This window comes from Clostridia bacterium, from assembly GCA_035561135.1.
GTDB lineage: Bacteria > Acidobacteriota > Terriglobia > Terriglobales > Acidobacteriaceae > DATMYA01.
Map to the genome: position 1 here is coordinate 13,149 of DATMYA010000072.1, position 26,145 is coordinate 39,293.

21 protein-coding genes and 1 tRNA gene are annotated in these 26,145 nt (G+C 58.0%); 20 read left to right on the forward strand and 2 right to left on the reverse strand.

Annotation, left to right across the window (positions count from 1 at the left end):
• The first annotated feature begins 43 nt into the window (after positions 1–43).
• Positions 44–625: a GNAT family N-acetyltransferase gene (locus VN622_15335; GenBank protein ID HWR37234.1), complete on the forward strand. Its 582-nt coding sequence runs from the start codon at positions 44–46 to the stop codon at positions 623–625.
• 98 nt (positions 626–723) lie between these two features.
• Here the strand turns inward: VN622_15335 and VN622_15340 are convergent, their stop codons facing one another.
• Positions 724–1,905 (reverse strand): MFS transporter, encoded by a 1,182-nt coding sequence (locus VN622_15340; protein HWR37235.1) that lies wholly within the window; start codon positions 1,903–1,905, stop codon positions 724–726.
• A 386-nt stretch (positions 1,906–2,291) separates the two neighbouring features.
• Here VN622_15340 and VN622_15345 point away from each other — a divergent pair, with 386 nt between their 5' ends.
• The 7 genes from VN622_15345 (at position 2,292) to VN622_15375 (ending at position 9,787) form a co-directional block, all read left to right on the forward strand.
• Entirely contained in the window at positions 2,292–3,758 is a 1,467-nt protein-coding gene (locus tag VN622_15345) for a TldD/PmbA family protein (protein ID HWR37236.1), read from the forward strand.
• A 44-nt stretch (positions 3,759–3,802) separates the two neighbouring features.
• Positions 3,803–5,194 (forward strand): TldD/PmbA family protein, encoded by a 1,392-nt coding sequence (locus VN622_15350; GenBank protein HWR37237.1) that lies wholly within the window; start codon positions 3,803–3,805, stop codon positions 5,192–5,194.
• Positions 5,195–5,284: 90 nt separating this feature from the next.
• Positions 5,285–5,602 (forward strand): PilZ domain-containing protein, encoded by a 318-nt coding sequence (locus VN622_15355; GenBank protein ID HWR37238.1) that lies wholly within the window; start codon positions 5,285–5,287, stop codon positions 5,600–5,602.
• Between the two features lie 54 nt (positions 5,603–5,656).
• Entirely contained in the window at positions 5,657–6,478 is an 822-nt protein-coding gene (locus tag VN622_15360) for a response regulator transcription factor (protein ID HWR37239.1), read from the forward strand.
• 94 nt (positions 6,479–6,572) lie between these two features.
• Positions 6,573–7,049, forward strand: a complete 477-nt coding sequence (gene bfr / locus VN622_15365) for a bacterioferritin (GenBank protein HWR37240.1) — start codon at positions 6,573–6,575, stop codon at positions 7,047–7,049.
• A 172-nt stretch (positions 7,050–7,221) separates the two neighbouring features.
• A tRNA-Ser gene (locus tag VN622_15370) sits at positions 7,222–7,311 on the forward strand.
• A 382-nt stretch (positions 7,312–7,693) separates the two neighbouring features.
• Complete coding sequence (locus VN622_15375; GenBank protein ID HWR37241.1) at positions 7,694–9,787, forward strand: PAS domain S-box protein; 2,094 nt, start codon at positions 7,694–7,696, stop codon at positions 9,785–9,787.
• 91 nt (positions 9,788–9,878) lie between these two features.
• On the opposite strand, the gene VN622_15380 is transcribed toward VN622_15375, so the two are convergent.
• A complete protein-coding gene (locus tag VN622_15380) occupies positions 9,879–11,345 on the reverse strand; it encodes a pyridoxal-dependent decarboxylase (GenBank protein HWR37242.1) in 1,467 nt (488 codons plus the stop codon).
• Between the two features lie 94 nt (positions 11,346–11,439).
• Here VN622_15380 and VN622_15385 point away from each other — a divergent pair, with 94 nt between their 5' ends.
• From VN622_15385 to rsmH, 12 genes are all read left to right on the forward strand, one after another.
• Positions 11,440–12,441 (forward strand): zinc-dependent alcohol dehydrogenase family protein, encoded by a 1,002-nt coding sequence (locus VN622_15385; protein ID HWR37243.1) that lies wholly within the window; start codon positions 11,440–11,442, stop codon positions 12,439–12,441.
• A 138-nt stretch (positions 12,442–12,579) separates the two neighbouring features.
• The gene (locus VN622_15390; protein HWR37244.1) at positions 12,580–12,927 is read left to right on the forward strand and encodes a hydrogenase maturation nickel metallochaperone HypA; all 348 of its coding nucleotides are present in this window, start codon (positions 12,580–12,582) and stop codon (positions 12,925–12,927) included.
• Positions 12,924–13,601, forward strand: a complete 678-nt coding sequence (gene hypB / locus VN622_15395) for a hydrogenase nickel incorporation protein HypB (GenBank protein HWR37245.1) — start codon at positions 12,924–12,926, stop codon at positions 13,599–13,601. Before VN622_15390 ends, hypB begins: the two co-directional genes overlap by 4 nt.
• Before the next feature lie 242 nt (positions 13,602–13,843).
• Positions 13,844–16,414, forward strand: a complete 2,571-nt coding sequence (locus VN622_15400; GenBank protein ID HWR37246.1) for a PIG-L family deacetylase — start codon at positions 13,844–13,846, stop codon at positions 16,412–16,414.
• Positions 16,415–16,422: 8 nt separating this feature from the next.
• Positions 16,423–17,913 carry an APC family permease gene (locus VN622_15405; protein ID HWR37247.1) on the forward strand — a complete coding sequence of 497 codons (1,491 nt, stop codon included), beginning with the start codon at positions 16,423–16,425 and terminating at the stop codon, positions 17,911–17,913.
• Between the two features lie 62 nt (positions 17,914–17,975).
• Positions 17,976–18,584 carry a DinB family protein gene (locus VN622_15410; GenBank protein ID HWR37248.1) on the forward strand — a complete coding sequence of 203 codons (609 nt, stop codon included), beginning with the start codon at positions 17,976–17,978 and terminating at the stop codon, positions 18,582–18,584.
• Between the two features lie 194 nt (positions 18,585–18,778).
• On the forward strand, positions 18,779–19,645 hold the full coding sequence (locus VN622_15415) for an SDR family oxidoreductase (GenBank protein ID HWR37249.1): 867 nt from the start codon (positions 18,779–18,781) through the stop codon (positions 19,643–19,645).
• Between the two features lie 457 nt (positions 19,646–20,102).
• Complete coding sequence (locus tag VN622_15420) at positions 20,103–21,218, forward strand: GDP-mannose 4,6-dehydratase (protein HWR37250.1); 1,116 nt, start codon at positions 20,103–20,105, stop codon at positions 21,216–21,218.
• A 2-nt stretch (positions 21,219–21,220) separates the two neighbouring features.
• Complete coding sequence (locus VN622_15425) at positions 21,221–22,549, forward strand: TIGR04295 family B12-binding domain-containing radical SAM protein (GenBank protein ID HWR37251.1); 1,329 nt, start codon at positions 21,221–21,223, stop codon at positions 22,547–22,549.
• A gap of 20 nt (positions 22,550–22,569) precedes the next feature.
• Complete coding sequence (locus VN622_15430) at positions 22,570–24,021, forward strand: UDP-glucose/GDP-mannose dehydrogenase family protein (GenBank protein ID HWR37252.1); 1,452 nt, start codon at positions 22,570–22,572, stop codon at positions 24,019–24,021.
• Between the two features lie 614 nt (positions 24,022–24,635).
• Positions 24,636–25,076 carry a division/cell wall cluster transcriptional repressor MraZ gene (locus tag VN622_15435; protein ID HWR37253.1) on the forward strand — a complete coding sequence of 147 codons (441 nt, stop codon included), beginning with the start codon at positions 24,636–24,638 and terminating at the stop codon, positions 25,074–25,076.
• On the forward strand, positions 25,076–26,029 hold the full coding sequence (rsmH, locus tag VN622_15440) for a 16S rRNA (cytosine(1402)-N(4))-methyltransferase RsmH (GenBank protein ID HWR37254.1): 954 nt from the start codon (positions 25,076–25,078) through the stop codon (positions 26,027–26,029). The genes VN622_15435 and rsmH overlap by 1 nt, the downstream gene beginning before the upstream one ends.
• Positions 26,030–26,145: the final 116 nt, after the last annotated feature.

A 26,145-nucleotide genomic window follows, 5' to 3' on the forward strand; every position in this document is an offset into this window, starting at 1 on the left:
GTTTTGTTTGGTGTCGCCGTACAATGCGGGCGGGAGATATGCGATGGCGACGGGGAAGAAATCTTCAGTTTTGGATTACAAGCCGCTGGGACCCGCGACGTGGGCGGATTTTGAAGAGCTGTTTGGGAGTCGCGGAGCTTGTGGCGGGTGCTGGTGCATGTCGTGGCGGCTGTCGCGAGCAGATTTTAATTCAGGCAAGGGCGAGCGCAACAAGGCTCTTATGCGCGGCGCGGTGATCGCCGGCGAGAACCCCGGTATTCTGCTCTATGAAGATGGACAGGCGATAGGCTGGTGTTCGCTTGGGCCGCGCGAGACGTTTCCTGCGCTGGAGCGTTCGCGTGTGTGGAAGCCGGTGGATGACAAGCCGGTATGGTCGATCAGTTGTTTCTTCGTTCGCAAGGGTTATCGCACTCGTGGAGTGTCGGTGACGCTGCTGCAAGCGGCGATTGATTTTGCCCGTAAGTCGGGTGCGAAGATTCTGGAAGGGTATCCGCAGGAGTTGGAAGGGAAGAAGCTGCCGGATGTGTTTGTGTGGACAGGTTTGGCCGCAAGCTATCGTAAGGCTGGATTCGAAGAAGCTGCTCGGCGCTCGGCAGCCAAGCCGATCATGCGATATGAGTTGTAGCGATGCGGTTCTTGGAGTTCGAAGGTGTGCTGGCAAAAGGGATCCTTCGACTACGCGGCTTCGCCGCTCCGCTCAGGAAGACAAGCTTGTTATGTAGCTCAACTGGCGTCTGGCAACTGGCATCTGGCAACTGTTGTCTCAATCTCTGGGGTTACGCCGCGGCTGCTGATGATGGCGAGCACAAGGCTGACAATGGCGACGCTGACCAGCAAAGCTATGCAGGCCGGCCATCCGGCGGCGACCCACGTCCAGCCTGTCAGGGTGGCTCCTGCGCTTCCGCCGAGATAATAACAACTCATGTATAAGCCGGCGGCTGAGGACCGCGCGTGTCCGGCGATGACACCTGTTTGCACGGTCGCCGCAGCTTGCGAAATAAAAACACCAGAAGAGAAGACTGCGAGTCCGATGATGACTGGCGTGAGTGTATGCGCCAGGGTGAGTAGCAGTCCTGACGCGATCATCGTGAACGAGAGCAGCGCTGTCTTGCGGAATCCGTACAGATCGAGGTATTTGCCGGAGAGCGGAGTGATGAAGACGCCGAGCAGGTAAACGAAGAAGACACTGCCGAGCTGCGCGGACGTGAGATTGAAGGGCGCTTTTGCCAGGTAGAAGTTGGTGTAGGTGAACGTTCCAACGAGCGTGAAGAGCACGGCGAATCCCATACCAAACGTGGCAAGCAGGCGGGGATTGCGGAGATGAGTACGCACGCCTTCGAGAGCGTGGCCGAGATGAGGAGCGCGGACGAAGTTCTGTGCGCGCGGCAGCCAGCGACGGACGAGGACCGCTCCGATAAGGTTCAGCAGGCCGATCACAATAAAGGCGGCGCGCCAGTGCCAGTGCGACACGATTACCCCGGCGAGAAATCGTCCGAGGAAGCCGCCTATAACGGTGCCGGTGACGTAGAAGGACATGGCGCGGCCCACGCCTCGTCCGGACCACTCTTCATTGATGTAGGCATGGACGACGGCCACAACTCCGGGTACGAACAGTCCCTGCACAAATCGCCAGACGATCAAAGCGTGCAGGCTTCCGGCGGTGGCGCAGAGTAACGTGGCCAAGGTCAGCCCAAAGAGCGCCGGTACGATAACCTTCTTGCGGCCGATGCGTTCGGCCAGCATCCCGATGATTGGCGCTGTAAGGGCGATGGCAAAGGTTGTGGAGCTGACGGTAAGGCTGACCTCAAGTTCCGATGCATGAAAAAGGTCTTGCAGCAATGGAAGCAGCGGCTGGGTGCAGTACACGCTGAAGAATGTACACATGCCCGTCAGCATGACCGCCATTAGCCCTGTATATGTGACGTGGGTACGATTTTCCGTGGTATTCGATATCACTGCTGATTTGGTCCAGGGCGGAACTTGCAATTCCGCAACTCACCATCATCGCAATTTGCTGGCGCGAACGTCCAATTAATTAACCTGCTGAGTGCGCGAACTTCTGGTTGTTCAAAACGTATTTGCATTTGGCGGCTCGCATCTGACGGTCAGATCTTTGTTCTGGCTGGCAACTGGTATATGCCGTCTGCCTTGAACACAGGGTCCTTCGACTGCGCGGCTTCGCCGCTCCGCTCAGGAGACGAATCTGCATCTAGCTAAGGCCAGCAACTGGCAACTGGCGTCTGGCAACTGGTCGCAGGCACTATTATTATGATTTCCACGCGGGGTGAAATTTGGAACACATTGCTGAGTGGGCACTGAACGCTGCGCGAATGCGCGGCGCCAGTTACGCGGAAGCGCGCCTGGTAGACGACCGCAATCGTGCGCTGGCAACGAAGAACGGCAAGATCGGCAGCGCGTCGGATTCGGAGTCGATGGGCGTGGGCGTCCGCGTGATCGCCGCTGGCGGTTGGGGCTTCGCCGCCACGGAGGACCTGACACAAAGAGGCATAGAACTCTGCGCCTCACACGCGGTGGAAATTGCAAAGGCGTCGGCGCGTGTGAAGGAGCAGGAGCTTCGGCTGGTTGCCGAACCGCCGGCTTTGGTGACGTGGTCATCGCGCTATGAAGTCGACCCGTTCACGACCTCGGTGGAGGAGAACCTCGACCTGCTGCTGCGGGTTGATGCGGAACTGCGCAGCGTCTCCGGCATCACCCTCGCCGAGACGAACATGAATTTTCGCCGTTACGAGCAGTGGTTCTGGAACAGTGAAGGCTCGCGTATTCACCAGACGCGCATCACGAGCGGCGCCGGTTACGCTGCGTATTCCTTCGCAGGATCGGAGATTCAGAAGCGCTCGTATCCAAATTCTTTCGGCGGACAGTGGCAGAACAAAGGCTATGAACTTGTCCGCGAACTAAACCTGCTGGAAAACGCGCGCCGCATTGCGGAAGAGTGCGTGGCCCTGCACTCGGCTCCGCAATGTCCGCAGGGCAGGACGGCCGTCATTCTCGATTCGTCACAGCTTGGACTGCAGATTCACGAATCGGTGGGTCATCCGATCGAACTGGATCGCGTGCTCGGCATGGAGGCGAACTTTGCGGGGACTTCCTTTCTCACCCTGGAAAAGTTGAATGCGCTGCGCTACGGCAGCGAACTGGTGAACGTGGTTGCCGATGCCACCGAGGCGCACGGGCCGGGGCTGGGTACTTTCGCGTATGACGACGAGGGCGTGCAGGCACAATGCGTGCCGATCATCACCCGCGGACTGTTCACCGGATATCTTTCGTCGCGAGATACGGCGGAGAAGATCGGTCGCACGCGCAGCGGCGGACATATGCGGGCGGAGAACTGGAATCGCGTACCAATCGTTCGCATGACGAACGTGAGCATCCTTCCCGGAGAAAAGCCGCTGAGCTTGCAGCAACTGATCTCGGACACGGACGACGGCATTCTCATGCAGACGAACCGATCGTGGTCAATCGACGACAAGCGCTACAACTTTCAATTTGGATGCGAGATCGGTTGGGAAATCAAAGCCGGCAAGCTGGGACGCATGTTGAAGAATCCTTCTTACTCGGGCATTACTACGGAGTTCTGGAACTCCATGGACGCGATCTGCGGGCCCGAAGAGTGGGTGCTCTGGGGCACTCCCAACTGCGGCAAGGGGCAGCCGCAGCAGGTGATGGGCACCGGGCACGGCGCTAGTCCGGCGAGATTCCGTAATGTGCGGATAGGGTCGGCGTACTCAGGATCGTAGAGTTAACCGGGCGCGAAACAGCCCGAACTCCAGGCAAGGTGAGAATGTTCGATCAAAGCAAGGCACACGATGTATTCGATCGCATTAAGAAGCACTCCACCGCAGACGATGTGGAAGTGCTGATCGTTGGCGGAAGGAATGCGCTGACCCGGTTCGCCAACAACACCATCACGCAGAACGTGGCAGAAGAGAACTACGAGATTTCTGTGCGGACGGTGGTGGATGGGCGCACTGCGCGTGCGACAACGAACAAGTTCGACGATGAAAGTCTGCGTCGCGTGGTGCAGGCCAGTGAGCGACTTGCCAAGGTTCAGGATGCCGACCCCGATCTGCTTCCGATTGTGACCGTGGCAGAGGCTACGGGCGGGAATGCGCCAGCGGCGATACCGTCGCGACACTTCGCTCGTACGGTTGCCGTCGGGCCGCAGGAACGAGCTAGCGGTGTTGAGAGCATGGTGGCCGTGGCGCATAAGCACGGGCATACCAGCGCCGGCGTTTATGCCGTGTCGGAGCACGTAGAGGCGTTGCTCAACTCGCGTGGAGTATCGGCGTGGCACACGCAATCGCACGCGGAAGTTTCGGTGACGATGCTGGCGCGCGATTCTTCCGGGTGGCAGAAATCGAATTCGCCCGATGTGGATCAGATCGATCCGGCCCGGCTGGCTGAAGTGGCCGCAGAGAAAGCAAGCTCGTCGGCGGGGCCGAAAGAGATTCCGCCGGGGAAGTACACGGTTATTTTCGAGCCGTCTGCGGTGCAGGACATAGTCGGTTTCATGTTCTGGGACTTCAGCGGATTATCGCTTCTCGATCAGCGCTCGTTCCTGACCGATCGAGTCGGGAAGAAGCTTTTCGGCGACAACATCAGCGTATATGACGACGTTTACCACCCGCTGCAATCGGGCGCGCCGTTCGATGGCGAGGGCGTCAGGCGCGCACGGGTTGAACTAATTCGCAACGGCGTGGTGCGGAATCTTGTGTACTCGCGTGGAAGTGCGGCGAGGATGTGCAAGACAGAACTTGCCGCCCAGGCTGGCGATGTGCGAGCGACGGGACACGGCTTCCCACTGCCGAACGAAATGGGGGAAGCACCGCTGAACATTGTCTTCGCTGGCGACGGGGCGGCAAAGTCCGTGGACCAGATGGTCGCGGAAACCGAGCGGGGAATCCTGGTAACGCGCCTGTGGTACATCCGCGAAGTGGACCCGTACGAGAAGATCGTGACAGGAATGACGCGCGACGGCACGTTCCTCGTCGAGAACGGCAAGGTACGGAACGGGCTGCTCAATTTCCGTTTCAATCAGAGCCTGCCGGAGATGCTCTCGAATGTGGAAGCGATGGGCGAACCGGTCCGCGCAAGCGGAGAAGAGTCATTCGATATGGTGGTGCCGGCGATGAAAGTGCGGGATTTCAACTTCACGGAAGTGACAAAATTCTAGGCGGGCGTTTTCTGGATGAACCAGTCCGGATCGGATGGGAGCACTTTAGTAATTTGACGCGGTTTTTTGCGGCGGTATCCTGATTTTGCTGTGGCTATCTCTGCCTCCATCCCCGACATGCGGAGTTCGGTCCGCTTCCCACTGCGTTTGCCAATGTCCGTGTGGGCGGAGACGCACTGCTTTGAAGCTGAGACAAAAGACATCTCGGCTGGAGGCGTGCTGTTCCGCATCGAAAAGAACATTACGGTGGGCAGTACCATTGAGTTTACAATCTCGATGCCGGCCACCGTCATGGGCGCCTCAAAAGATGTTCTGGTGAACTGCATTGGCCGCGTGGTACGCTGCTGCCCGGACGATGATCGTTGCGCGGTTGCAGCCGTCATCGACGAGTACACGTTCGAACGATAGTTCGAACCGAGTTCGCTGCCGTTCCCCCAACGGCCGAATGCAGAGGGTTGGGCCATGACCGACCAGGCCAGAGATCGCGATCCTGAAGTCCCCGCCGACGAGTCCTCAACGCCGCATTCCATTCGTGTGATTGTTGCCGACACGGAGCCGATCTTCCGCGTCGGGATGCGAAAGATATTCGCGCTGGAAGACGATATCCGTGTCGTCGCACAGGCCGAATCGCTGGGCCAGACGATCTCAGCGGTAGAAAAGTTTACGGCGGACGTCCTGCTGTTTGAAGCTGCCATGTGCCAGAATCCGGGCGAAGCGATCTCGGAAATACTGAGACACGCGAAGCTCAGAATCATTCTGCTGTCGTCCGAGGTGGGCGAAGAGGAAACCGTGGAGTATCTGCGTCGCGGGGTCCACGGCATTGTGACGCGTTCGATCGCGCCGGACCTGATGGTGAAGTGCATTCGCAAGGTTGTCATAGGCGAGACCTGGCTGGACAATAAGGGCGTGAACTGGGTTATCGAGGCCTATCGCGCACAGGCATCGCAGTTGACGGCTCCACGTTCCCGCGCACGCCTGAGCGACAAGGAACTGCTCATCGTCTCCGGGGTGACGCAGGGTTTGAAGAACAAGGAAATTGCGCAGGATGTTGGCACTACAGAACAGGTAGTGAAGAATTACCTTCGCAAGGTGTACGACAAACTTGGCGTTTCAGACCGCCTTGAGCTTGCCCTGTACTGCATGCATCATCGCCTGCTGGAAGGCTTGAACAAACCAGCGGAGGCAGATGCCCCAGCGGGATCGGCGGGGCAGAAAGCGCAAGCGGCGGCTGCCGCGGCCAGCGCTGCGGTACCAGTGATTCCGCCCAAGCTCCAGAGAAACTGATCGAATCTGGTAGAATTACGGCTCCCAGGCACGCTGCTGAAGCGATTCAAGCCAGCGAGTATCCCTGTATTCCAGTCCCACTTGAGAGGCAAACGTGAAGGGCGACCCGAAAGTCATTGATCTGCTCAACCAGGTGCTGAAGGCGGAACTGACGGCCATCAACCAGTATTTTCTGCACGCCGAGATGTGCGAAAACTGGGGCTACGAGCGGCTGGCAAAAAAGATCCGCAAGGAATCCATCGAAGAGATGCAGCACGCCGAGAAGTTGATGGAGCGCATTCTGTACCTCGATGGCACTCCGAACATGAGCGACTACTTCAGAATCAATATCGGGCAGAGCGTGGAGCAGCAGTTCAAAAACGACTTGCAGGTTGAGTACGACGCCGTGAAGCGCCTGAACGACGGCATCAACATTTGCAACTCCGTGAATGACGGCGGTTCGCGTCAGCTTGTTGAAGATATTCTGCGGGATGAGGAAGAGCACATCGACTGGCTCGAAGCCCAGTTGCACGCAATCAGCGAAACTGGAATTCAGAATTACCTCACGGAGCAGTTGAAGGAAGACAAGTAGAAATCTGGAATCGGGGAATTGCGAATCGGGTAATTCAACTGCAAGGACTTCAAGGCTCGCTGCTGGCGGGCCTTTTGTCTTTAGAGCGGGCGACGACTTCCGGCGCGAAGAGCGTAGCTACGCCGGCTCCAAGCGGGATGGTACAATCGACGCAAGCGTTCGAAAACGACGCGGAGAGATGGCCGAGTGGCTGAAGGCGCACGCTTGGAAAGCGTGTATACTCGAAAGGGTATCCAGGGTTCGAATCCCTGTCTCTCCGCCATCATCCCCACCCGCAAACCGTATCCGCTCCTATCACTGTTTATCTTGCCACCGGCTTTTTTTTCTGACGTAAGGCCACACGCTGGGCTTTCCCTGAACCGTCGACGCCGAACAGCAGGTCGCGCCATTGCTTGTGGCCGAATCACCAGTCGAATCCGCAACTCTGAAAACGACCATCAACGTCGCAGTATGCCGTCGTGTCTGGGCAATAAAGCAGGTTTCTTCGCACCGGGTGTTGTCCAGATTGCGGTAAGCAGCATCGAAATTGAAGTCAGAGTTTGTGTGCGGCGGAGTCCTATAAGGCACGGGGTACCATCTATTCTCTTTCAAGTCATCCGTATTTGCATTCGCCTCCGCAGCACAGCCACACTCTGAGGTGGCGCATGGCCCTCTCGAAGAAGCCTCGAGCGTATTCAGCCGCAGATCGTGACCGCGCTGCGCGTGCTCTCTTGCACAAATATCAATTGATTATCGAAAACGCTCCGGAGATATTGGCGCTGATTGGCTCTCAAGGGATCATTCAGTACGCTAATCCACAAATGTCAAAGGTGCTTGGCTATACCGCGGGCGAGGTTGAAGGCCGCAACATCTTTGAGTTCATCCATCCGGAAGATGCGCCCCGCGCCGCCCAGGAGTATACCGATACGGTTCAGCATGAAGGCGAACGTGTTCCCTCGGTTTTGAGGCTCCGAGATAGTTCCGGTACCTGGATCCCATTTGAAATCATTGCGAACAATCGATTGGATGACCCGCATATTCAAGCCGTAATCTTCACAGCTCGCGACCTTAGATTTCGCAAAGACATTGTAGATGCCATCCGCCAGTCCAATGCTGATATAGAGAGAGAAGTGGAGCATCGCACCACAGAGTTAGCAAAGATAAATGCCGCGCTCAGGATTGAAGTTCAAGCTCGGCGTCAAGCCGAAAATGAGTTGCAGGGTAGCATCTCTCTGCTAAACGCCACACTGGACTCCACGGCCGACGGAATTCTGGTGGTTTCGAACGAGAGAAAGATTACGAGTTGTAATAGGAAATTCCTGGAGATGTGGCGTTTGGCTTGCGACACTTCCATCGGCCGCGATGATCAGAAATTGCTAGAGTACGTAACAGATCAATTACGGAGTCCGAACGACTTCCTCGACAAAGTGTGTGCGCTTTATGCCAACCCTTCCGTCAGCAGCTTCGATATTTTGTACCTCAAAGACGGGCGCATCTACGAGCGTTATTCCCAACCACAACTGCTCAACGACGAGATCGTGGGACGTGTGTGGAGTTTTCGTGATGTGACGCAGGCAAAAATAATAGAGCTAGAGTTGCGACAGTCCCAAAAGATGGAGGCACTTGGGAGGTTGGCGGGAGGTATTGCTCATGAGTTTAACAATCTCCTGATGCTTATCTCCGGTTACGCTACCGAGTTGATCGAAAACGCTGCTTTGGCTGAAGGCCGCGATACATGCGAGCAGATCCTTACAATTACGAAGCGGGCGACAGCAGTGACAAGACAGCTTCTCGCATTCAGTCGCAAGGGTCCGGACGCCCCGACAGTCGCGGACCTTAATCTCATCGTTCTGGGCATGGAACGAATGCTTCGGCGGTTACTCTCCGATCAAGTTCAGCTGCAAATTTCGGTGACAAGCGACCCTCACCCGGTCTATCTAGATGTTTCGCAAATCGAAGTCATGCTCATGAACCTGGTTATCAACGCTCAGGATGCGATGCCTGAAGGAGGACTGCTTTCGATAGCGACCACCAGCCAGGTGCAATCTTTCGGCACGCCAGAACGAGAAGACAAAAAGCTGACTTTTGCTGTTCTTCAAGTTAGTGACACCGGACAGGGTATCGCCCCGGATGTCCGCTCGCATATCTTTGACCCTTTTTTTACAACAAAACAGCTGGGCAAGGGCACAGGCCTTGGGCTATCGACTGTTTTCGGGATCACTGAAAGCGCTGGAGGGCATATCGAAGTTGATAGCGAGCCACACAACGGAGCGACTTTTCGAGTCTATTTACCGCAGGTAAGCGTCGCCCCCGCGGTGCCGTTTGACGAGCCGCCCGCACTACCGCCAAGAGGCGGGAATGAAACCATACTGCTCGCCGAAGATGAGAGTGGAATACGGACTATGACACGAGCATACCTGGAAAGTTTAGGTTACCAGGTGATCGAAGCTAAAGACGGTCCAGAGGCGATCAGGTATTCACATGAGTACGGCGGTGTGATTGATCTCGTGCTCAGTGACATCTTAATGCCTGGAATTCGTGGAGATATCGCTGTGAACGAAATACGAAAACACCGACCGGCGATTAAGTCGATGTTCATGTCCGGCTACTCGGATCAAGGCGGAGAGAGCGGCGCCGATAACATCTTGTACAAGCCGTTCGAGTTCCCGGAGCTTGGCCGGCGATTGCGCGCGATTCTGGACGCCGCCCCGAAAGCTGAGGACTCACTCGAATCTAACCGCGGAAGTAGTGCTGCGTAGTTGCGCAACCGGGGCAGTCGAAACCCTGCCCCAACCTGCGTGTCTTGTGCCTAGCTGCGCCTCTGAGGCAAAGTGCGAAAACCCTTGGGCGCTACCCCAATTTGGTCACGGCTTCCCTCACCAGCTTCCACGCAGTTTGCAGGTCCTCTCGCGTTGTTCCCAGGTTGCCAACTGCAACTCGCAGCACGTATTTCCCGTTCAGGGCCGTGTGCGAAATGTATATCTTTCCCGAGGCGTTTACGGCGTCGAGGATGGCTTTGTTCTCGTCGCCGGTGCCGCGATAGCGGAAGCAGACGACAGAGAAAAGGACAGGCGCGGAGAGTTCAAAACGTGGATCGGACTGTACCCAGTCGGCGAATTCACCGGCGAGGGCTATGTGCTTGCGGACGATCTGCTGGATGCCTTCGCGTCCGAAGTAGCGCAGGATGAACCAGAGCTTGAGCGAGCGGAAGCGGTGGCCGAGGGGGACGCCGTAGTCCATCAGGTTGACGGCGCGTGGGTCCTCGGAGGCGCGAAGATACTCGGGTACGAGCGAGAAGGCGCGGCGCAGGATGTCCGGACGCCGGCAGTAGAAGGCGCTGAGGTCCATGGGCGTGAGCAGCCATTTATGCGGGTTCATTACGAGCGAGTGCGCGCGCTCGGCTCCGGCGAGAATGTGGCGGTACTCGGGCAAGATGGCGGCAGTGCCTGCATAGGCGGCGTCAATGTGCAGCCAGAGGTTGTGCCGTTCGGCGATGTCCGCGATCTCCGCGACAGGGTCAATGCTGGTGGTCGATGTAGTGCCGACGGTCGCAACTATGCAAAAAGGCTTTTTCCCGGCAGCGATGTCGTCCTCGATCATGCGTGCGAGCACGTCTGTGCGCATGCGGAATTCGGCGTCGACCGGGGCCTTGCGAACGTTTCGCTGTCCGATGCCGACGGCGATGGCGCCCTTCTCGATGGAGGAATGCGACTGCTCGGAGGTGTACATGACGAGTTCCGAGCGTGAGCCATCTTCACGGGCGGCGGGGTCGGCAAGTTCGCGTGCGGCGGCGATGGCGTGCATGCTGCTGACGGACGCTGTGTCGTAGATGATGCCGAAGAATTCAGGCGGGAGTCCCAGCCACTGGCGCAGCCATCCCAGCGTGACCTCTTCCAGTTCGGCAACAGCGGGAGAGGTCTTCCAGTGCAGGCCGTTGGTGTTGAGAGCGGCGGCGATCATTTCGCCGAGAATGCCGGGCGTGGAGCCGGTGGTACCGAAGTAGGCGAGGAAGCCGGGATGGTTCCAATGCGTGACGGCCGGCATGACGATGCGGCGGAAATCGGCGAGCATGGCTTCGAGCGGCTCGCCCTTTTCGGGTGCCGAGGCAGGCAGCGCGTCGACAAGGTCGCCGGGACGCAGGTTAGGCACGACGGGGTACTGGCGCGTGTCCTTCAGGAACTCGCAAATCCAATCGACCGTGCTGTGGCCGGCGCTGCGGAATTCTTCAACATAGGCATTCCAGTCGCGCTGCTCGGGAACAGCGGTGAAATCTCTCGTTGGCTGCGGTGCGGGGCGGGACTGAGACGTATCGCGCATGAAGTTCTCCCAGAGTTATGAAAGAGAATTCTACTCGCCGTGCCAGTGTGTGTGCCTTCAACTTCCGCGCAGGAGCTAGTAAACTCGCTTCGCCATGAAAGCGATGTTGCTGCACAAAGCGAGGCCGATAGAGGAGCATCCGCTGCGGCTGGAAGATGTTGCCCTGCCGGACCCTGCCGATGAGCAGGTGCGAGTGCGCGTTTCCGTTTGCGGGTTGTGTCGTACGGACCTGCACACGGTGGAGGGCGACCTAGCGTTGCCGAAGCTGCCGGTCGTGCCCGGTCATCAGGTGGTGGGCGTCGTGGACGCGGTGGGCAAGCGCGTGCGCACGCATAAAGAAGGTGACCGCATAGGCGTGCCCTGGCTGTACTGGACGTGCGGCGAGTGCACGTTCTGCCGCTCCGGGCGGGAAAACCTGTGCGAGCGCGCGAAGTTCACGGGATTGCACGCAAACGGCGGATATGCTGACGCCCTGGTGGTGGATGAGCGATTCGCGTTTCGGCTGCCGGATGCCTTCACGGATGAGAACGTTGCGCCGCTGTTGTGCGCGGGAGTAATTGGGTATCGGTCGTACAAGTTGAGCGGGATTTCGTCGGGCGGGCGGTTAGGCTTGTTCGGCTTCGGCGCGTCGGCCCACATCGTTCTGCAACTGGCGCGATTTCACAAGTGCGAGGTGCACGTATTCACCCGGACTGAATCGCATCGAAAGCTGGCGCGGGAACTGGGAGCGGCGTGGGTGGGTGGTGCCGATGAATCCTCATCGGCGGAGCTGGACAGCGCGATCGTCTTCGCGCCGGCTGGAAAGGTCGTCCCCGAAGCTCTGCGCCATGTGCGAAAAGGTGGAACGGTGGCGCTGGCTGGAATCGCTATGACGGAAATTCCGCCGATGGCATATTCGCTGCTGTATTACGAGAAAGTGCTGCGAAGCGCGGCGAACAGCACTCGCGACGATGTTCGGGAGTTTCTGCAGCTTGCCACAGACATACCAATAAGAACCGCGGTGCAGAGCTTTGCCCTCGAGGACGCGAATGAAGCGCTATCGGCGATGAAGCACAGCAGAATCGAAGGAGCAGGAGTGTTGCGCGTGAACAGATAGTGGCGGTCGAAAGCATCGCCGCAATATTTGAAACCAGATCAAACGTTGGATACTGGCCCGACAGTCAGGGCAAACGGCAAACCGTACGAGCACGCCACATCGTGACCTCACGGTTTAGAATCAAGGCTTGGAGGCAGCGTGCACGAACTGAGCATTGCCACCTCGATTCTGGAGACGGTGGAAGCAGAGGCGGCAAAGCGCCCGGGATCGCGATTCGTCAAGCTCGGGCTCCGCATCGGCGAACTGGCGGGGATCGATCCCGACGCTCTGACCTTTGGCTGGGAAGCATTGACCCGCGATACCGAGTTCGCCAACCTCGCGCTCGCGATTGAGGGCACGCCGTGGAAGAACCGATGTCCCGTGTGCGCGTCGGAGTTCGTGGTGAAGGACTACCAGAGTCAGTGCCCGGCTTGTGGCGAGGCGAATACGCGCTGCATCGGCGGCGAAGAGCTGGACATTGCATATATAGAGGTAGATGAACCATGACCCAGATACAGGTTGAGAAGAAGGTACTGAATGAAAATCAGAGGCTAGCCGAAGAGTTACGCGCGAAATTCCGTGAGCATAACGTGCTGACGCTGAACATCATCAGCTCGCCTGGTTCTGGAAAAACCTCGATCCTGGAGCGTACGCTGGAGTCCTTCGACAAGAGCAAGCGTGTGGTCGTCCTGACAGGCGATATCCAGACGGAGAATGACGCGAAGCGGTTGGCGCGCTTCGGCTTTCCGGTGAAGCAGATCGTGACCGGCGGAACTTGCCACCTGGACGCGAAGATGATCGAGAAGCACCTTGCCGACTGGCCGCTGAAAAATATCGATCTGCTGTTCATCGAGAACGTCGGGAACCTCGTCTGCCCGTCTTCGTATGACCTTGGCGAGCACGCGAAGATCGTGATGCTGAGCGTGACGGAGGGGGAAGACAAGCCGCTGAAGTATCCGTCGATCTTCGCCAAGTCGGAGTTGATGATCCTGAACAAGGTCGATTTGCTCCCGTACGTGCCGTTCGATGCGGAGTTGGCGAAGCAGAATGCGCGTGCGGTGCATCCGGGCATGGAGATCGTGGAGGTTTCCTGCACGAAGGGTGACGGCCTGACACAGTGGATGGAATGGCTCGACCGCAAAGCGGCGGCCACGTTCAGAGCGCAGGAGACGACGGCGTAAGCAAGCGAGAGACTTTGGGGCCGGACAGGCGAAAGCTGTCCGGCCTTTGCTTTTTAGCCGAAACTTCAACTCGCTTCATCCTCGGGCTTGCACAATCCACGTTGCAGCAGATAGAAACGTACAGAGATGGTGCCGTGCGCCGGAGGAAAGCTTTGGTCTGGCTGAAGCGAACACGTTCTTATCTTCTTACTGTCGCACTTTTACTGGCGGCTACGCTGGGCAGCGTTGCTCAGCAGGCGGCCGTGTCTGCGACCGAACCGCTGCCGCAGGACAGCGGCGATGCAGGCCTTCGGCAGATGCTCTTACGCCTAAGCACGACCGGACGGCTGCTGCATATCACGGCGCATCCTGACGATGAAGATGGCGGAATGCTCACGCTGGAGTCGCGCGGCAAGGGCGTGACGGCCATGCTGCTCACGCTCAATCGCGGCGAGGGTGGACAGAACAAAACGGGCAGCAGCTTCTTCGACGAACTGGGTGCGCTGCGAACGCTTGAGTTGCTCGCCGCTGATCGTTACTACGGAGTGGAGCAGCGGTTTACGCGAGTGGCTGACTTCGGCTTCTCGAAAAGCGCGGCGGAGACATTCGAGAAATGGCGCGGGCACGATGTGGCGCTCGCGGACATAGTGCGCGTCATTCGAACCTTCCGTCCGGACGTGATCGTAAGCCGATTCCAGGGATCGACGCGAGACGGGCACGGACATCACGAGGCGGCCGGCATCCTCTCGCGCGAGGCGTTCGATGCGGCGGGTGATCCGAAGCGATTTCCCGAGCAGATCAGCGAAGGTCTCAGGCCGTGGCAGGCCAAGAAGCTGTACGTGGACAACGTCCGCGAGAGCGAAGACTGGACGGTGCGCTTCGATACGGGCGAAATGTCTCCGGCGCTGGGAATGAGCTATCGACAGTTCGCAATGCAGGGGTTGCGACATCAGCTGTCGCAAGGTGCGGATGCGTGGCGCGCCACGGCGGGCCCGCACATGACCTTCTACAAACTTGTCGCTTCAACGCTCCCATCCACGACTGGCCCGGATGGACATGAGCGCGATCTGTTCGATGGCATCGATACCAGCGTGAAGGGCCTCGCATCGGCTGCGGGACCGGAAGCTGCGCGGGTTGCGAATCTTTCGAGGACGCTGCAGCAAATCGACGACTTAGTACGACAAGCGTCGTCGGCAGGGGACCAGGTGAGTGCCGCCTCGCACTTGCTCACGGGATTGAAGCTGACGAATGAACTTATGGACGGCGTGCGGAATTCGGCGGTGTCGGTGGGCGTCCGCCGCGAGCTCCTGACAGAATTGGCAACGAAGCAGTATCAGTTCGAAGAGGCTGCGCAGTTGGCACTGGGGATTTCGTTGCGAGCGATGCTTGACCCCACGCGCGGGACGGAAATCGTCGTTCCCGGCGAGACGTTCACGGTCCGCGTGATCTTGGAGCCGGGACCGCAATCACAGTCTGTGCGAGCGACAGACATGCGTCTGGAACTGCCGGATGGATGGCGTTGGAACCGCCTTGCATCTACCGATGGCAATGCGAACTCGGCTGTATTCGAGGTGAGCGTGCCGCGCGATGCGGCCTTTACTCGGCCGTACTATCACCGCACGGACCCTGAGCGCGACACGGTGTACAGCCTCGACGACCCTGAATACGTGACTTTGCCGATGATCCCACCCCCGGTTCGAGTGCGTGCCGTGTACGAGTTCGCTGGGCAGGCTGCTGCGCTGAGCAGCACATTGCAGGCTCAAGTCACGGCCGCAGACGGCACGAAGGAGCTGCGGACGGTTGCAGTCGCGCCTCCGTTTTCGTTGACCGTAGAGCCCGCGATGCTGGTCGTGCCGCTCGGTTCTCAAGGTCCTGTAGAAGTCTCGGTCGATGTTCGCAGCAATCTGGAGAACGTTGCCGATGCGGTGCTCAAGCTGCACGCGCCGCAGGGGTGGCGTGTTCAACCCATTTCCCACGGCGTCACGTTCGAGCGTCGCGGCGAAAACAAGCGTTTCAGATTCTATCTTTTTCCGGAATCTGAGCGCGAGGCGCGCTTCGACGTGCGAGCTACGTTGGAGCACCAGGGACGCGATTACGAGCAGGGATACACAGTGCTGGGCAGGGCCGACATCGGCACCGCGTACTACTATCACCCGGCCGTACAGCGAGTCAGCATTGTGGATGTGAAGCTTCCGAAGTATCTGCAAGTGGGATACGTAATGGGGGCAGGCGATGGCATTCCGGAGGTGCTGCGGCAGGTCGGCATGGATGTGAAGATGATTTCTCCCCAGGAGCTTGCTGGCGGCGATCTGCACAAGTACGGAACCATCGTACTGGGCGTGCGTGCTTACGACACACGCGATGACGTGCGCCGAAACAACAAGCGCCTGCTGGACTACGTTGCGAACGGCGGCACTCTGGTGGTGCAGTACAACTCCGGTGTCGCAGATTTCAATGGCGGCAACTTCACTCCTTATCCGGCCAAGCTCGGGCGTGATCGGGTTACCGTGGAGGAAGCTCCCATGGAACTGCTCGACCCCGGGGACGACGTGTTCGATTTCCCGAATGAACTGACGCAGCGCGATTTCCAGGGATGGGTTCAGGAGCGTGGCTTGTACTTCATGTCAGAGTGGGATGAGCGGTTACATCCGCTACTCGCGTCACATGATCCGGGCGAGCAGCCTCTGCAGGGTGGCTTGCTTCGCGCATCCTACGGACACGGAACGTACATCTACACCGGATTATCTTTCTTCCGTCAATTGCCGAGCGGAGTGCCCGGCGCGGTGCGTCTCTTTGTGAATTTGATGAGTGCCGGACACGAGAGCGGCAGGTAAAGGACTACATGCCAACACACACCGCCGAGCCTTCACCAGATAAGAATCTTGTTCGTGGCGTCGGACTGGGCAGCGCCACAGCGCTGAACATGATCGACATGATCGGCGTCGGCCCGTTCATCACGATCCCGCTAATCGTGGGTGCGATGGGCGGCCCGCAAGCAATGCTGGGCTGGGTGCTGGGCGCGGCATTCGCCATGTGCGACGGGATGATATGGGCAGAGCTGGGCGCGGCCATGCCAGCGTCCGGCGGATCCTACGGCTATCTGCGCGAAATCTATGGCGGGCAGAAGTGGGGAAGGCTGCTCTCGTTCCTCTTTATCTGGCAGTTGTCTTTCAGTGCGCCGCTCTCGATTGCATCCGGCTGTATAGGCCTTTCACAGTACGCTGCGTACATCTGGCCAAGCGTAGGACGAACCTTCTTCGCGCGCGACATGCAGGTGATGATCCCTTTCCTCGGGCCGTTTGAGCTGCGGATCGTGGTAACGGTTGCGACGCTGGTCGCAATCGGCACGTGTTTGCTCGCCGTGTTGCTGCTATATCGTCGCATCACCACCGTTGGCGCTTTTTCCAAGCTGCTTTGGGTTGGCGTGATCGGGACGATCGTATGGATTATCGCCTCGGGGCTTGCGCACTTCGATTCCAAACTGGCGTTTGACTTTCCGCCACATGCATTCACGCCGGGGTACGAATTCTTTACCGGGCTGGGCGCCGCGATGCTGATCGCGACCTACGATTACTGGGGCTATTACAACGTCTGCTTCTTCGCAGGAGAAGTGAAAGACCCGGCCCGCAACATCCCGCGTGCGCTGCTCATCTCAATCGTCGCCGTGGCCTCGATTTATATCGTGATGAACATCAGCATTCTGGGCGTGTTGCCGTGGCGCGAACTGGACCAGGCGGCGAAGGCCGACCAACGCTTCTACGTAGTTGCAACGTTCATGCAGCGTATCCACGGCGCATGGGCAGGAACGCTCGTATCGGTGCTCATCATGTGGACTGCGTTTGCGAGCGTCTTCTCCCTGCTGCTTGGCTACTCCAGGGTGCCGTACGCTGCGGCACGCGATGGCAACTACTTCAAGGTATTCGCAAAAGTCCATCCAACCGGACACTTTCCGCACATCTCGCTGCTGGCGCTTGGCGGCGTGGCGGCGGCATTCTGCTTCCTGCGACTGGCGGATGTGATTGCCGCGCTGGTAGTGATACGCATCATGATCCAGTTCCTGGTGCAGGCCGTGGGAGTCATGGTGTTGCGCAAGCGGCGTCCGGATATGCCCAGACCCTACAGAATGTGGCTCTACCCGCTTCCGGCGCTGTTGGCCATCGTCGGCTTTCTTTACGTGATGATCTCCCGCAAGAACTTCCTGCGGGAAGTGCGCTACGGATTGGCTATCATCGTCGTCGGCGTTATCGTGTACCTCATTCGCAGTTACAAACGTCGCGAATGGCCGTTCGAAGTTACAGACGAGAGCGCAATCATCGCAGCCTCAGAGCGATGATCCGTTGTCTTTCTTCGGCTATGGTCTCTTTATCTCGGAATTTGCTTTGCACGGAGGATTGAATGAAAGATCGAAAGTGGATATTGGCAGTTGTGCTGTGCGCCGCGTCCGCGTTTGCGCAGCAACAATCGACCACGCCGTCTGCCGGAACTGCCACACCCCAGGCGCAAACGCAGCAGGGACCGCCAACAGTCAGCATGGTCTTGAACCGGCAGATGTCCGGCGTAGAGAGTGAGATTGTTTCCGCAGCAGATGCTATGCCTGAGACGAAGTTCAACTTTGTGCCGACGAACGGCGAGTTCAAGGGAGTACGTAATTTCGGTGAGCAGGTCCGCCACGTCGCGACTACGAATTACATGATCGGAGCGGCGATCATGGGCGAGAAAAACCCGGTTCCGGTTGGCGACAACGAGAACGGCGATGCCAAGTACAAGACAAAAGCCGAAATCGTACAGTACCTGAAGGATTCTTTCGCGTACGTTCACAAGGCGTACAACACCATTGATGAAAACAATCTGACGCAGTTCATCGCCAGTCCGTTCGGCAGCGGCAGGACCACACGCCTCGGCGTGGCCGTTTTGAACCAGGGACACAACTTCGATCATTATGGCCAGATCGTCGAGTATCTGCGCATGAACGGCATCATTCCGCCCGCCAGCCGTCCGCGGTAGAGTCTTTCGAGAAAGCCAGGCGAGCAGAGTCCACTGCTCGCCCGGGACTGTTGACGAGCCGATTCAGAACACGCGTGATGGTGAGCCTATCGCTTATTTTGGGCGCGTGGTCGACATGACGCTGTAATTAGGCACCAATCTAAAGTGAGCAGAGTCCATCTGCTCGCTTTTTCATTTGCAGGTACAATCCCGGGATGTCGATCTTTCGTGAAGGACTACTGAGCGGCAAGGTTGCGGTCGTGACCGGTGGAGGCAGTGGGATCAATCTGGGTATCGCCGAGCGAATGGCTCAACTCGGCGCGAAGACGGTCCTGATCGGACGCACGCAGGAAAAGCTCGATAACGCGTGTGCTGGCATCCGCAGCAGCGGCGGTGAAGCGATGGGCCTTTCAGCCGATGTGCGCGACTTTGATGCGATGGTTCGCGTGCTGAAGGTGGCGTACGAGGCGAGGGGAGCGTTCGACATCCTGGTGTGCGGGGCCGCTGGAAACTTTCCTGCGCGTGCGGCTGATATGTCGGCAAACGGATTCAAGGCAGTCATCGACATCGATCTGCTTGGCAGCTTTCACACATGCCGCGCTGCTTACGAATACTTGCGCAAGCCGGGCGCGTCCATCGTCAACATCTCGGCGACACAGGCGTTCGTGCCAACCGCATTTCAGTCGCACGTTTGTGCCGCTAAGGCCGGCGTTGACATGATCACGCGCACGCTCGCGATCGAGTGGGGGCCGGAAGGTGTTCGCGTGAATTCGATTGCACCGGGCCCAATCGCCGAAACCGAAGGCATGCGCCGGCTTGCGCCCACACCGGAAACCTCAAGCCGCTTGCAGAGCAACATTCCACTGGGCCGCTATGGTCGCAAGGACGAGATCGGAGACTTGGCGATATTCCTGTGCAGCGATGCAGCAGAGTACATCACCGGCGCAGTGATGGTCTGCGATGGCGGCCAATCGCTTGTGGGCTCGGGCGTGTGGGTGGAAGCTCTAGGCGCGGGCGCGGATATGAAGAAGGCCGGCAAGGGCGCTAGTCAGGCCATCACACGACGCGTAGGAAACGAATGAGCGTACTTGTTTCAGAATGGCAGCGCAAACTCCAGGTACTCGGGCCGACGCTCTGCGTCGGCCAATTTCATTTCAGCCCCGTCTCCCTGGATGCAAGCTAAAGAACCGGAGACGACGAGAGTAATCGCAAAACCCAGAGTCTCCCACGCAAGGCAGAGTTTCCGGATGAGCGGATCGCACCTTGGTTTCTAGAGAAAAAGCGGTTTACTGCTCAATTCAGGGCAAACGCATAGTCCCTACGCTCGCATCTACTTACCCTGTGTAAGTAAGTAAAGGGTTCGCCGCACACGGCCAAGTTGGTCCCATTTACATCTAACTTCCGGGTCCGGTTGCTCGAGAGCCCTCCAGACTTGTTTCCAGGCGGTTACGTGCGTCAGGCCGAAGCCGTTTCGAAAACCTGAATCGAAATGGGAGTCTGGACTATTCGTTCGGCTTTGAGCAATGGAGATGAGCAAAGATGGGGATTAAAAAGGAAGGTTTTCGCTCGGTGCTGATCTTCGGTGGGGCGGGGTTCATCGGTTCGAACTGGGCACAGCGGCTCTTGGAAAGCACCGAGGCCAAGATACACATATTCGACAACCTCTCACGTAAGGGCTCTCGCCACAACCTTGAGTTTCTTCAGCGGCTGGCTGGCAAGTCGGGACGCCTGCAAATTACGATTGGCGACATTCGCGAGCAGGCGAAGGTTCAGCGGGCAGTGAAGCACGCGACCGAGATATACCACTTCGCGGCGCAGGTCGCCGTCACTACTTCGGTTGTCGATCCGCGGCAGGATTTCGATGTCAATCTCGGAGGTACGTTCAACATCCTGGAAGCGGCGCGGTCCGGGGGCAACAATCCGTTTTTGCTGTTCACTTCCACAAACAAGGTTTATGGCGATCTCTCCAGCGGTACGGCGGTGGCGCAGGGGACGCGGTATGTGTCGCGCGAGAGCGCAAGCGGAACGCGCGAGGACCAACCCCTCGACTTCCACTCTCCTTACGGATGCTCGAAGGGCGCAGCCGACCAGTACGTGCGCGATTACGCGCGCATCTATGGCCTGCCCACGGTGGTGTTCCGCATGTCGTGCATCGCGGGGCCCCGCCAGTTCGGCAATGAAGATCAGGGCTGGGTCGCGCACTTCCTCTACTCTGCGCTGCTCGGAATCCCTGTCACGATCTTCGGCAGCGGATTGCAAGTTCGGGACGTGCTTCACGTCAATGACCTGCTCAGAGCTTTCGACGCTGCCCGTGAGAACCGCCTGACGACGCATGGACAGATCTACAACATTGGCGGAGGTCCGCCGAACGCCGTGTCACTCATTGAACTGATTTCGAAAATCGAGGAGCTCACGAGTTTGAACGTGCATTGCGAAAGCAATGATTCGCGGCCTGGCGATCAGCTTATTTACATCACCGACCACTCCAAGTTGACGCGCGACACAGCCTGGAGGCCAGAGATTAACGTGCGAGGAGTACTCGAATCTCTGCATGCCTGGTTCAAGCGCAACCGCGACTTCTTTGCCGCAACGCGTGCCCCGGAGCTTCCTTCGGCCGTGTCGCTGGCTGCCGCGGAACTCGGACGTTCGGCGTAGCCATGAGATACGCTCTGGTAAATCCAAACTGGAATTTCGAAGGTTCCACGTACTTCGGCTGCCGCGATCCCCATACTCCACTCGAACTGCTATTCGCGTTTGACAAGGTGCGCGAAGCCAGGAACGACGCTGTGCTCGTGGATGCCCAGACGGACGATCTCACACTGGAGCAAACGCGAGAGCGCGTGGGTGCCTTCGATCCTGACTTCCTGGTCATCCCCTCGGCTCCTTCGTATCTGTTCTGGCGTTGTCCTCCCCCTGAACTGCGTGTGCCGATCGAGTGGTTTGCCGGAATCGGTGGTCGTGCGAAGAAAGTGCTGATAGGACCTCATGCGTCGGCGACGCCCTCGTCGGCGCTTCGCAAGACCGGTGCCGATGTGGTGCTTCGCGGTGAACCGGATCAGGCGATTGCCGATTTGGCTTCGATGCCATGGAGCGCCATCGATGGTTGCTGCTATCGCGACGAGAGGGGCGAGCACATCAGCGCAAGCCTCGGCGTGGTGGACATGAGGACTCTCAAAGCGCTCGACTTCGACAATTACAACGTGGAGGCGCACCGGCATCGCCACCATGTGTTCTTCGGCCAAGGTCGCGGCGCGGAGTTGGAATTCGCCCGTGGATGTCCGTGGGCCTGCACCTTCTGTAATAAAACGCTTTTCCGCAACAAGTTTCGCGAACGCGACGTGAGTGAAGTCCTGATTGAGGTGGACCGGCTGATTGCGCGCGGCGTTGACTACATCTACTTCATCGACGAAATTTTCGGCGTTGGCAAGAACGTGCGCCGCCTGCTGGAAGGCATTGCCGAGCGCAACGTGCAGATAGGCTTCCAGACGCGCATCGATCTCTGGGACGAAGAAACGCTGGATCTGCTTGGACGCGCTCGCTGCATTTCGATGGAGTGCGGCATAGAGTCCATCACCGAGGAAGGGCGCGACGAACTCAACAAGAACTGCCGCATGGGTACCGAACGGATCACGGAGTTGCTGATATATGCCAGGCAGCGCATTCCCTGGGTGCAGGCGAACTTGATCCTTACGGAAAAAGACGACAAGGAAGAAATTCGCCTCTGGCAGGAGAACCTGAAGGCACATGGCGTGTGGGTGAGTGAACCGGTTCCCATGTTCCCGTTCCCCGGCAGTCCTCTTTACGTGCAGACCTTTGGTGCGCTGCCAGACGATGACGCGTGGGAACGCGCGCACTCGTTTTATACATCGATCTTCAACAACAAGGGGTATAGCGACATTCAGGAACAGCGTCCCGTTCCGCTCGTGCAGTTGGAGACGAGTGCTGCGGGCGGGTACGAACGTGAGTTGACGCAATCCGATTCTTAGGGGAAGGGACGAAAGCTCAGATGAGAATTGCGATCATTGGCTCCGGGTATGTTGGTTTGGTGGCGGCTGCCTGCTTTGCGGAACTCGGCCATAACGTAACTTGCGTTGACAATGATGCCGAGAAAATTGCGGCGCTGGACGCAGGCGAAGCCACCATCCACGAGGAGTTTCTTCCCGAACTGCTTGCGCGGCATAGGGGCAAGCGCCTTACGTTCACGACATCTCTTGCTGACGCCGTTCGCGTAAGTTCCGTGATAGTGATCGCCGTCGGAACACCGCCTGCCGATAGCGGGGAATCTGACCTGTCGGTGCTGGAGTCGGTGTGTCATGACATTGCACACGAGGTGGATAGTTTCAAAGTTGTGGTTGTGAAGAGCACGGTACCGGTCGGTACAAATCAGTGGGTGCGCCGCATCATGATTCGTTATGGAGCGCCGCAGGGCTCGTTCGATGTCGCTTCGAATCCCGAGTTTTTGCGTGAAGGCAGCGCGGTGACGGATTTCCTCTACCCCGACCGCATCATCGTCGGCTCGGACCACGAGCGTTGCACCATGATGCTCCAGGCCTTGTATGAGCCGCTAACCAGCGGGCGTTATGCCCGCCGCAAGGATGCCATTCCGCCGCCCGACGAAGCGCCTATACCGGCGAACCTCCTTGTGAGCAGTGCGCGCAGCGCGGAGATTGTGAAGCACGCTTCGAATGCCTTCCTTGCCATGAAAATCTCGTTCATCAACGCCGTTGCCAATATCTGCGAGTCGGCCGGCGCCGATGTACAGGAAGTGTGCGAAGGCATGGGTGCGGACGCACGAATTGGTCCGCGTTTCCTTCGTCCCGGCATAGGCTATGGCGGATCGTGCTTCCCAAAAGACTTGACGTCGTTCCGCTCGGTGGCCCGCGAGTGTGGCTATGACTTCCGGCTGCTCGAAGAAGTGATGCGCATCAACGAGGAGCAGCGGCGCGCTTTCCTTCGCAAAGTGCGTAGCGCGCTGTGGACATTGAAAGGGAAGCGGCTCGCAGTTCTCGGGTTGGCGTTCAAGGGCGGCACTGACGATATCCGCGAGTCACCGGCCATCGCGGTCATTCAGATGTTGTTGAAGGAGCGTTGTGAAGTCATTGCCTATGACCCGGCCGCGACGGATCGCGCACGACTGGAGTTCTGCGCGGACGCGAAGATTCGCTTCGCGGATAGCGCCTACGACGCTGCAAAAAATGCGGACGCTCTGCTAATTCTTACGGACTGGGAGGAGTTCGGCTCCCTCGATTTCGAGAGGCTTCGAGTGGAGTTGCGCCATCCCATCATCATCGACGGACGCAACATGTACACCAGGGAAGCATTGGCAGCGCAGGGCTTCTCGTATTTCAGCGTCGGACGGCAGGAATGTGTGCCGGCATCGACGGCCGCCAGCGCCAGCTCTGCGGTAAACCCAGCCAACTTGTCCCCGACCGCGAAGGACACGACCGAAGCCGCTTAGGTTGTGATCTAAGAGCTTACCGCCGAATCCGCTTCGAGGATCCTGCCGAGTCATTCGCCTGCCGAGCATCCCCTCGCTTTTACAAGCCACAAATTGGACCACTTTCGTCCACCGGTTCTAATGGCGTGACTGATTCGCGCTCCCAGCGCCAAATCTAGTTCTGGCGATGCGATTGAAAGGGAGTCCCGGGACGTAGAGGAAGACGGGGATCTTTTCGTCTTGTGTGACTCCAACCCGCTGTTACACAACGCATTGCGCCGCAGTCGAGCTTCCGAACCAATTCAGTTAACCCAATGCATTGTGGCTGCTGGAGTGAGAAGCACGAGATAACGGGCTTACTGCCAGAGAGTCAGAGCGGACGGGGGTACCTAAAAAAATCCTGTTGACATGCAACCATTTAGGTATAGGATGTGGTCCAAAGTGGTAAGAAGTGGAGTGGACGTGGTCGGTTGTGGGAGCCGGTACTAAAAACCGAGGGCTCCAGCAAATATGGCAACGAACACCAACAAGCCGATCCGGACGCTCGTAGTCAGGCCAATAACCTCTTGCTCCTTCTGCTGGCTGGAAAGCCAGGTTTTTGAGTTTCTAGGCCCCAAGTAGCAGGGTCATCACAAATGTTTCGTGGAAATCACCCAACTCGAGTCGACGATAAGGGCCGTTTGAAGGTCCCCGCGGAATTCAAGCGCGTCATCGAGGAGAAGTATGGGGCGCAATTTTACATCACTTCTTTAGACGGCAAAATTGCCAAAGTTTATCCCTTTGAGGAATGGCAACAGATCGAGCAGAAGCTGGCTTCGCAGTCGGACTTCAATGCCGCGAAGAAGAGATTTTTGGATCGGACCAACTATTACGGTCAGGTAGTGGAGATGGATGGGCAGGGAAGGTTGTTGATCCCCGGCCTGCTGCGTGACGCAGCCGAACTCAAGGGCGAAGTGGCGGTGGTCGGCAACCTTAAGTACCTCGAACTGAGGAACATGGAAGCCTATCGCAAGCAACTTGACGAGGAGCCGTTCACGGCGGAAGACGCAGCAGCTCTCTCTAACTTGGGCATTTAGTGACGGACGGAAGCGAATTCAACGACAGTGCCCTGCGGGGCACGCATGGCGAAGAACGACAGTTTGGCCATGTTCCAGTTCTTTTACAGCAAGCGATCGACTTCTTGGCCATACGGCGCGGCGGAACCTATATCGACGCGACCCTGGGTCTGGGCGGACACAGTTACGAAATTGCAAAACGCCTCGGACGACAGGGTCATTTGATTGCCTTCGATAAGGATACGAAAGCGCTGGAGTTGGCCCGTAAGCGTCTCGCAGAGCCGCCAGTCGAGTTGAAGGATGACTGGCCGGAGATCACGTTGCTGCATGCCTCGTACGCGGAGGTTGCAGAGCGAGTCCCGGCCCGCTCGACAAACGGGCTTCTGGCTGACCTGGGTGTCAGCTCGATGCAATTCGAAGACGCTGCGCGCGGATTCAGTTTTCAGGCGGAAGGACCACTCGACATGCGGATGGATCCGCTGGCCGAGTTATCCGCCGATCAAGTGGTAAATCAGTTCGACGAAAAAACACTCGCCGACCTGATTTACGAATTCGGTGAGGAAAGGAGGTCGCGGAGAATCGCCAGAGCCATTGTACGGGCGCGGCCGATAAGAACAACCGCTCATCTAGCACAAGTTATATCGGCCGCGGCCCGGCCAATGAATCCCTCTGAAAAGCGAATTCATCCGGCGACGCTCACGTTCCAAGCACTCCGAATTTTCGTAAACCGCGAACTCGATGACCTGAAGGCGCTGCTCGCTGGCTCGCCACGGGTGATCAAGCAGGGTGGAAGGCTGGTAGTGATCAGCTTTCATTCCCTGGAAGACCGGCTCGTGAAAGATGCGGTGCGCGATGGCGCGCACGAAGGCACATGGAAGGTGCTCACGAAAAAGCCGGTCACCGCAGAAGAAGAAGAGATCGATGCAAACCCGCGGTCCCGCAGCGCCAAGATGCGCGCGGCACAGCGGCTGTAGGCAAAAGCGTTCACGGCTTCGCACAGCATGTGCAAAAGCCTGTGAACAATGTGAATAAGTTTTTGACTGAAGAGCAAAGTTGCGGCGTGAGCGCATTGTGCGCTCCGTTCGATATT

What these genes read in the sequence shown, in the direction of transcription:
- VN622_15385 (HWR37243.1), top strand. Translation starts at nt 11,440, where the DNA reads ATGAAAGCGATGTTGCTGCACAAAGCGAGGCCGATAGAGGAGCATCCG.
- VN622_15405 (HWR37247.1), top strand. Translation starts at nt 16,423, where the DNA reads ATGCCAACACACACCGCCGAGCCTTCACCAGATAAGAATCTTGTTCGT.
- VN622_15415 (HWR37249.1), top strand. Translation starts at nt 18,779, where the DNA reads ATGTCGATCTTTCGTGAAGGACTACTGAGCGGCAAGGTTGCGGTCGTG.
- VN622_15340 (HWR37235.1), bottom strand. Translation starts at nt 1,905, where the DNA reads ATGGCGGTCATGCTGACGGGCATGTGTACATTCTTCAGCGTGTACTGC.
- VN622_15435 (HWR37253.1), top strand. Translation starts at nt 24,636, where the DNA reads ATGTTTCGTGGAAATCACCCAACTCGAGTCGACGATAAGGGCCGTTTG.
- VN622_15360 (HWR37239.1), top strand. Translation starts at nt 5,657, where the DNA reads ATGACCGACCAGGCCAGAGATCGCGATCCTGAAGTCCCCGCCGACGAG.
- hypB (HWR37245.1), top strand. Translation starts at nt 12,924, where the DNA reads ATGACCCAGATACAGGTTGAGAAGAAGGTACTGAATGAAAATCAGAGG.
- VN622_15410 (HWR37248.1), top strand. Translation starts at nt 17,976, where the DNA reads ATGAAAGATCGAAAGTGGATATTGGCAGTTGTGCTGTGCGCCGCGTCC.
- VN622_15350 (HWR37237.1), top strand. Translation starts at nt 3,803, where the DNA reads ATGTTCGATCAAAGCAAGGCACACGATGTATTCGATCGCATTAAGAAG.
- VN622_15430 (HWR37252.1), top strand. Translation starts at nt 22,570, where the DNA reads ATGAGAATTGCGATCATTGGCTCCGGGTATGTTGGTTTGGTGGCGGCT.
- VN622_15335 (HWR37234.1), top strand. Translation starts at nt 44, where the DNA reads ATGGCGACGGGGAAGAAATCTTCAGTTTTGGATTACAAGCCGCTGGGA.
- VN622_15375 (HWR37241.1), top strand. Translation starts at nt 7,694, where the DNA reads ATGGCCCTCTCGAAGAAGCCTCGAGCGTATTCAGCCGCAGATCGTGAC.
- VN622_15420 (HWR37250.1), top strand. Translation starts at nt 20,103, where the DNA reads ATGGGGATTAAAAAGGAAGGTTTTCGCTCGGTGCTGATCTTCGGTGGG.
- VN622_15380 (HWR37242.1), bottom strand. Translation starts at nt 11,345, where the DNA reads ATGCGCGATACGTCTCAGTCCCGCCCCGCACCGCAGCCAACGAGAGAT.
- VN622_15425 (HWR37251.1), top strand. Translation starts at nt 21,221, where the DNA reads ATGAGATACGCTCTGGTAAATCCAAACTGGAATTTCGAAGGTTCCACG.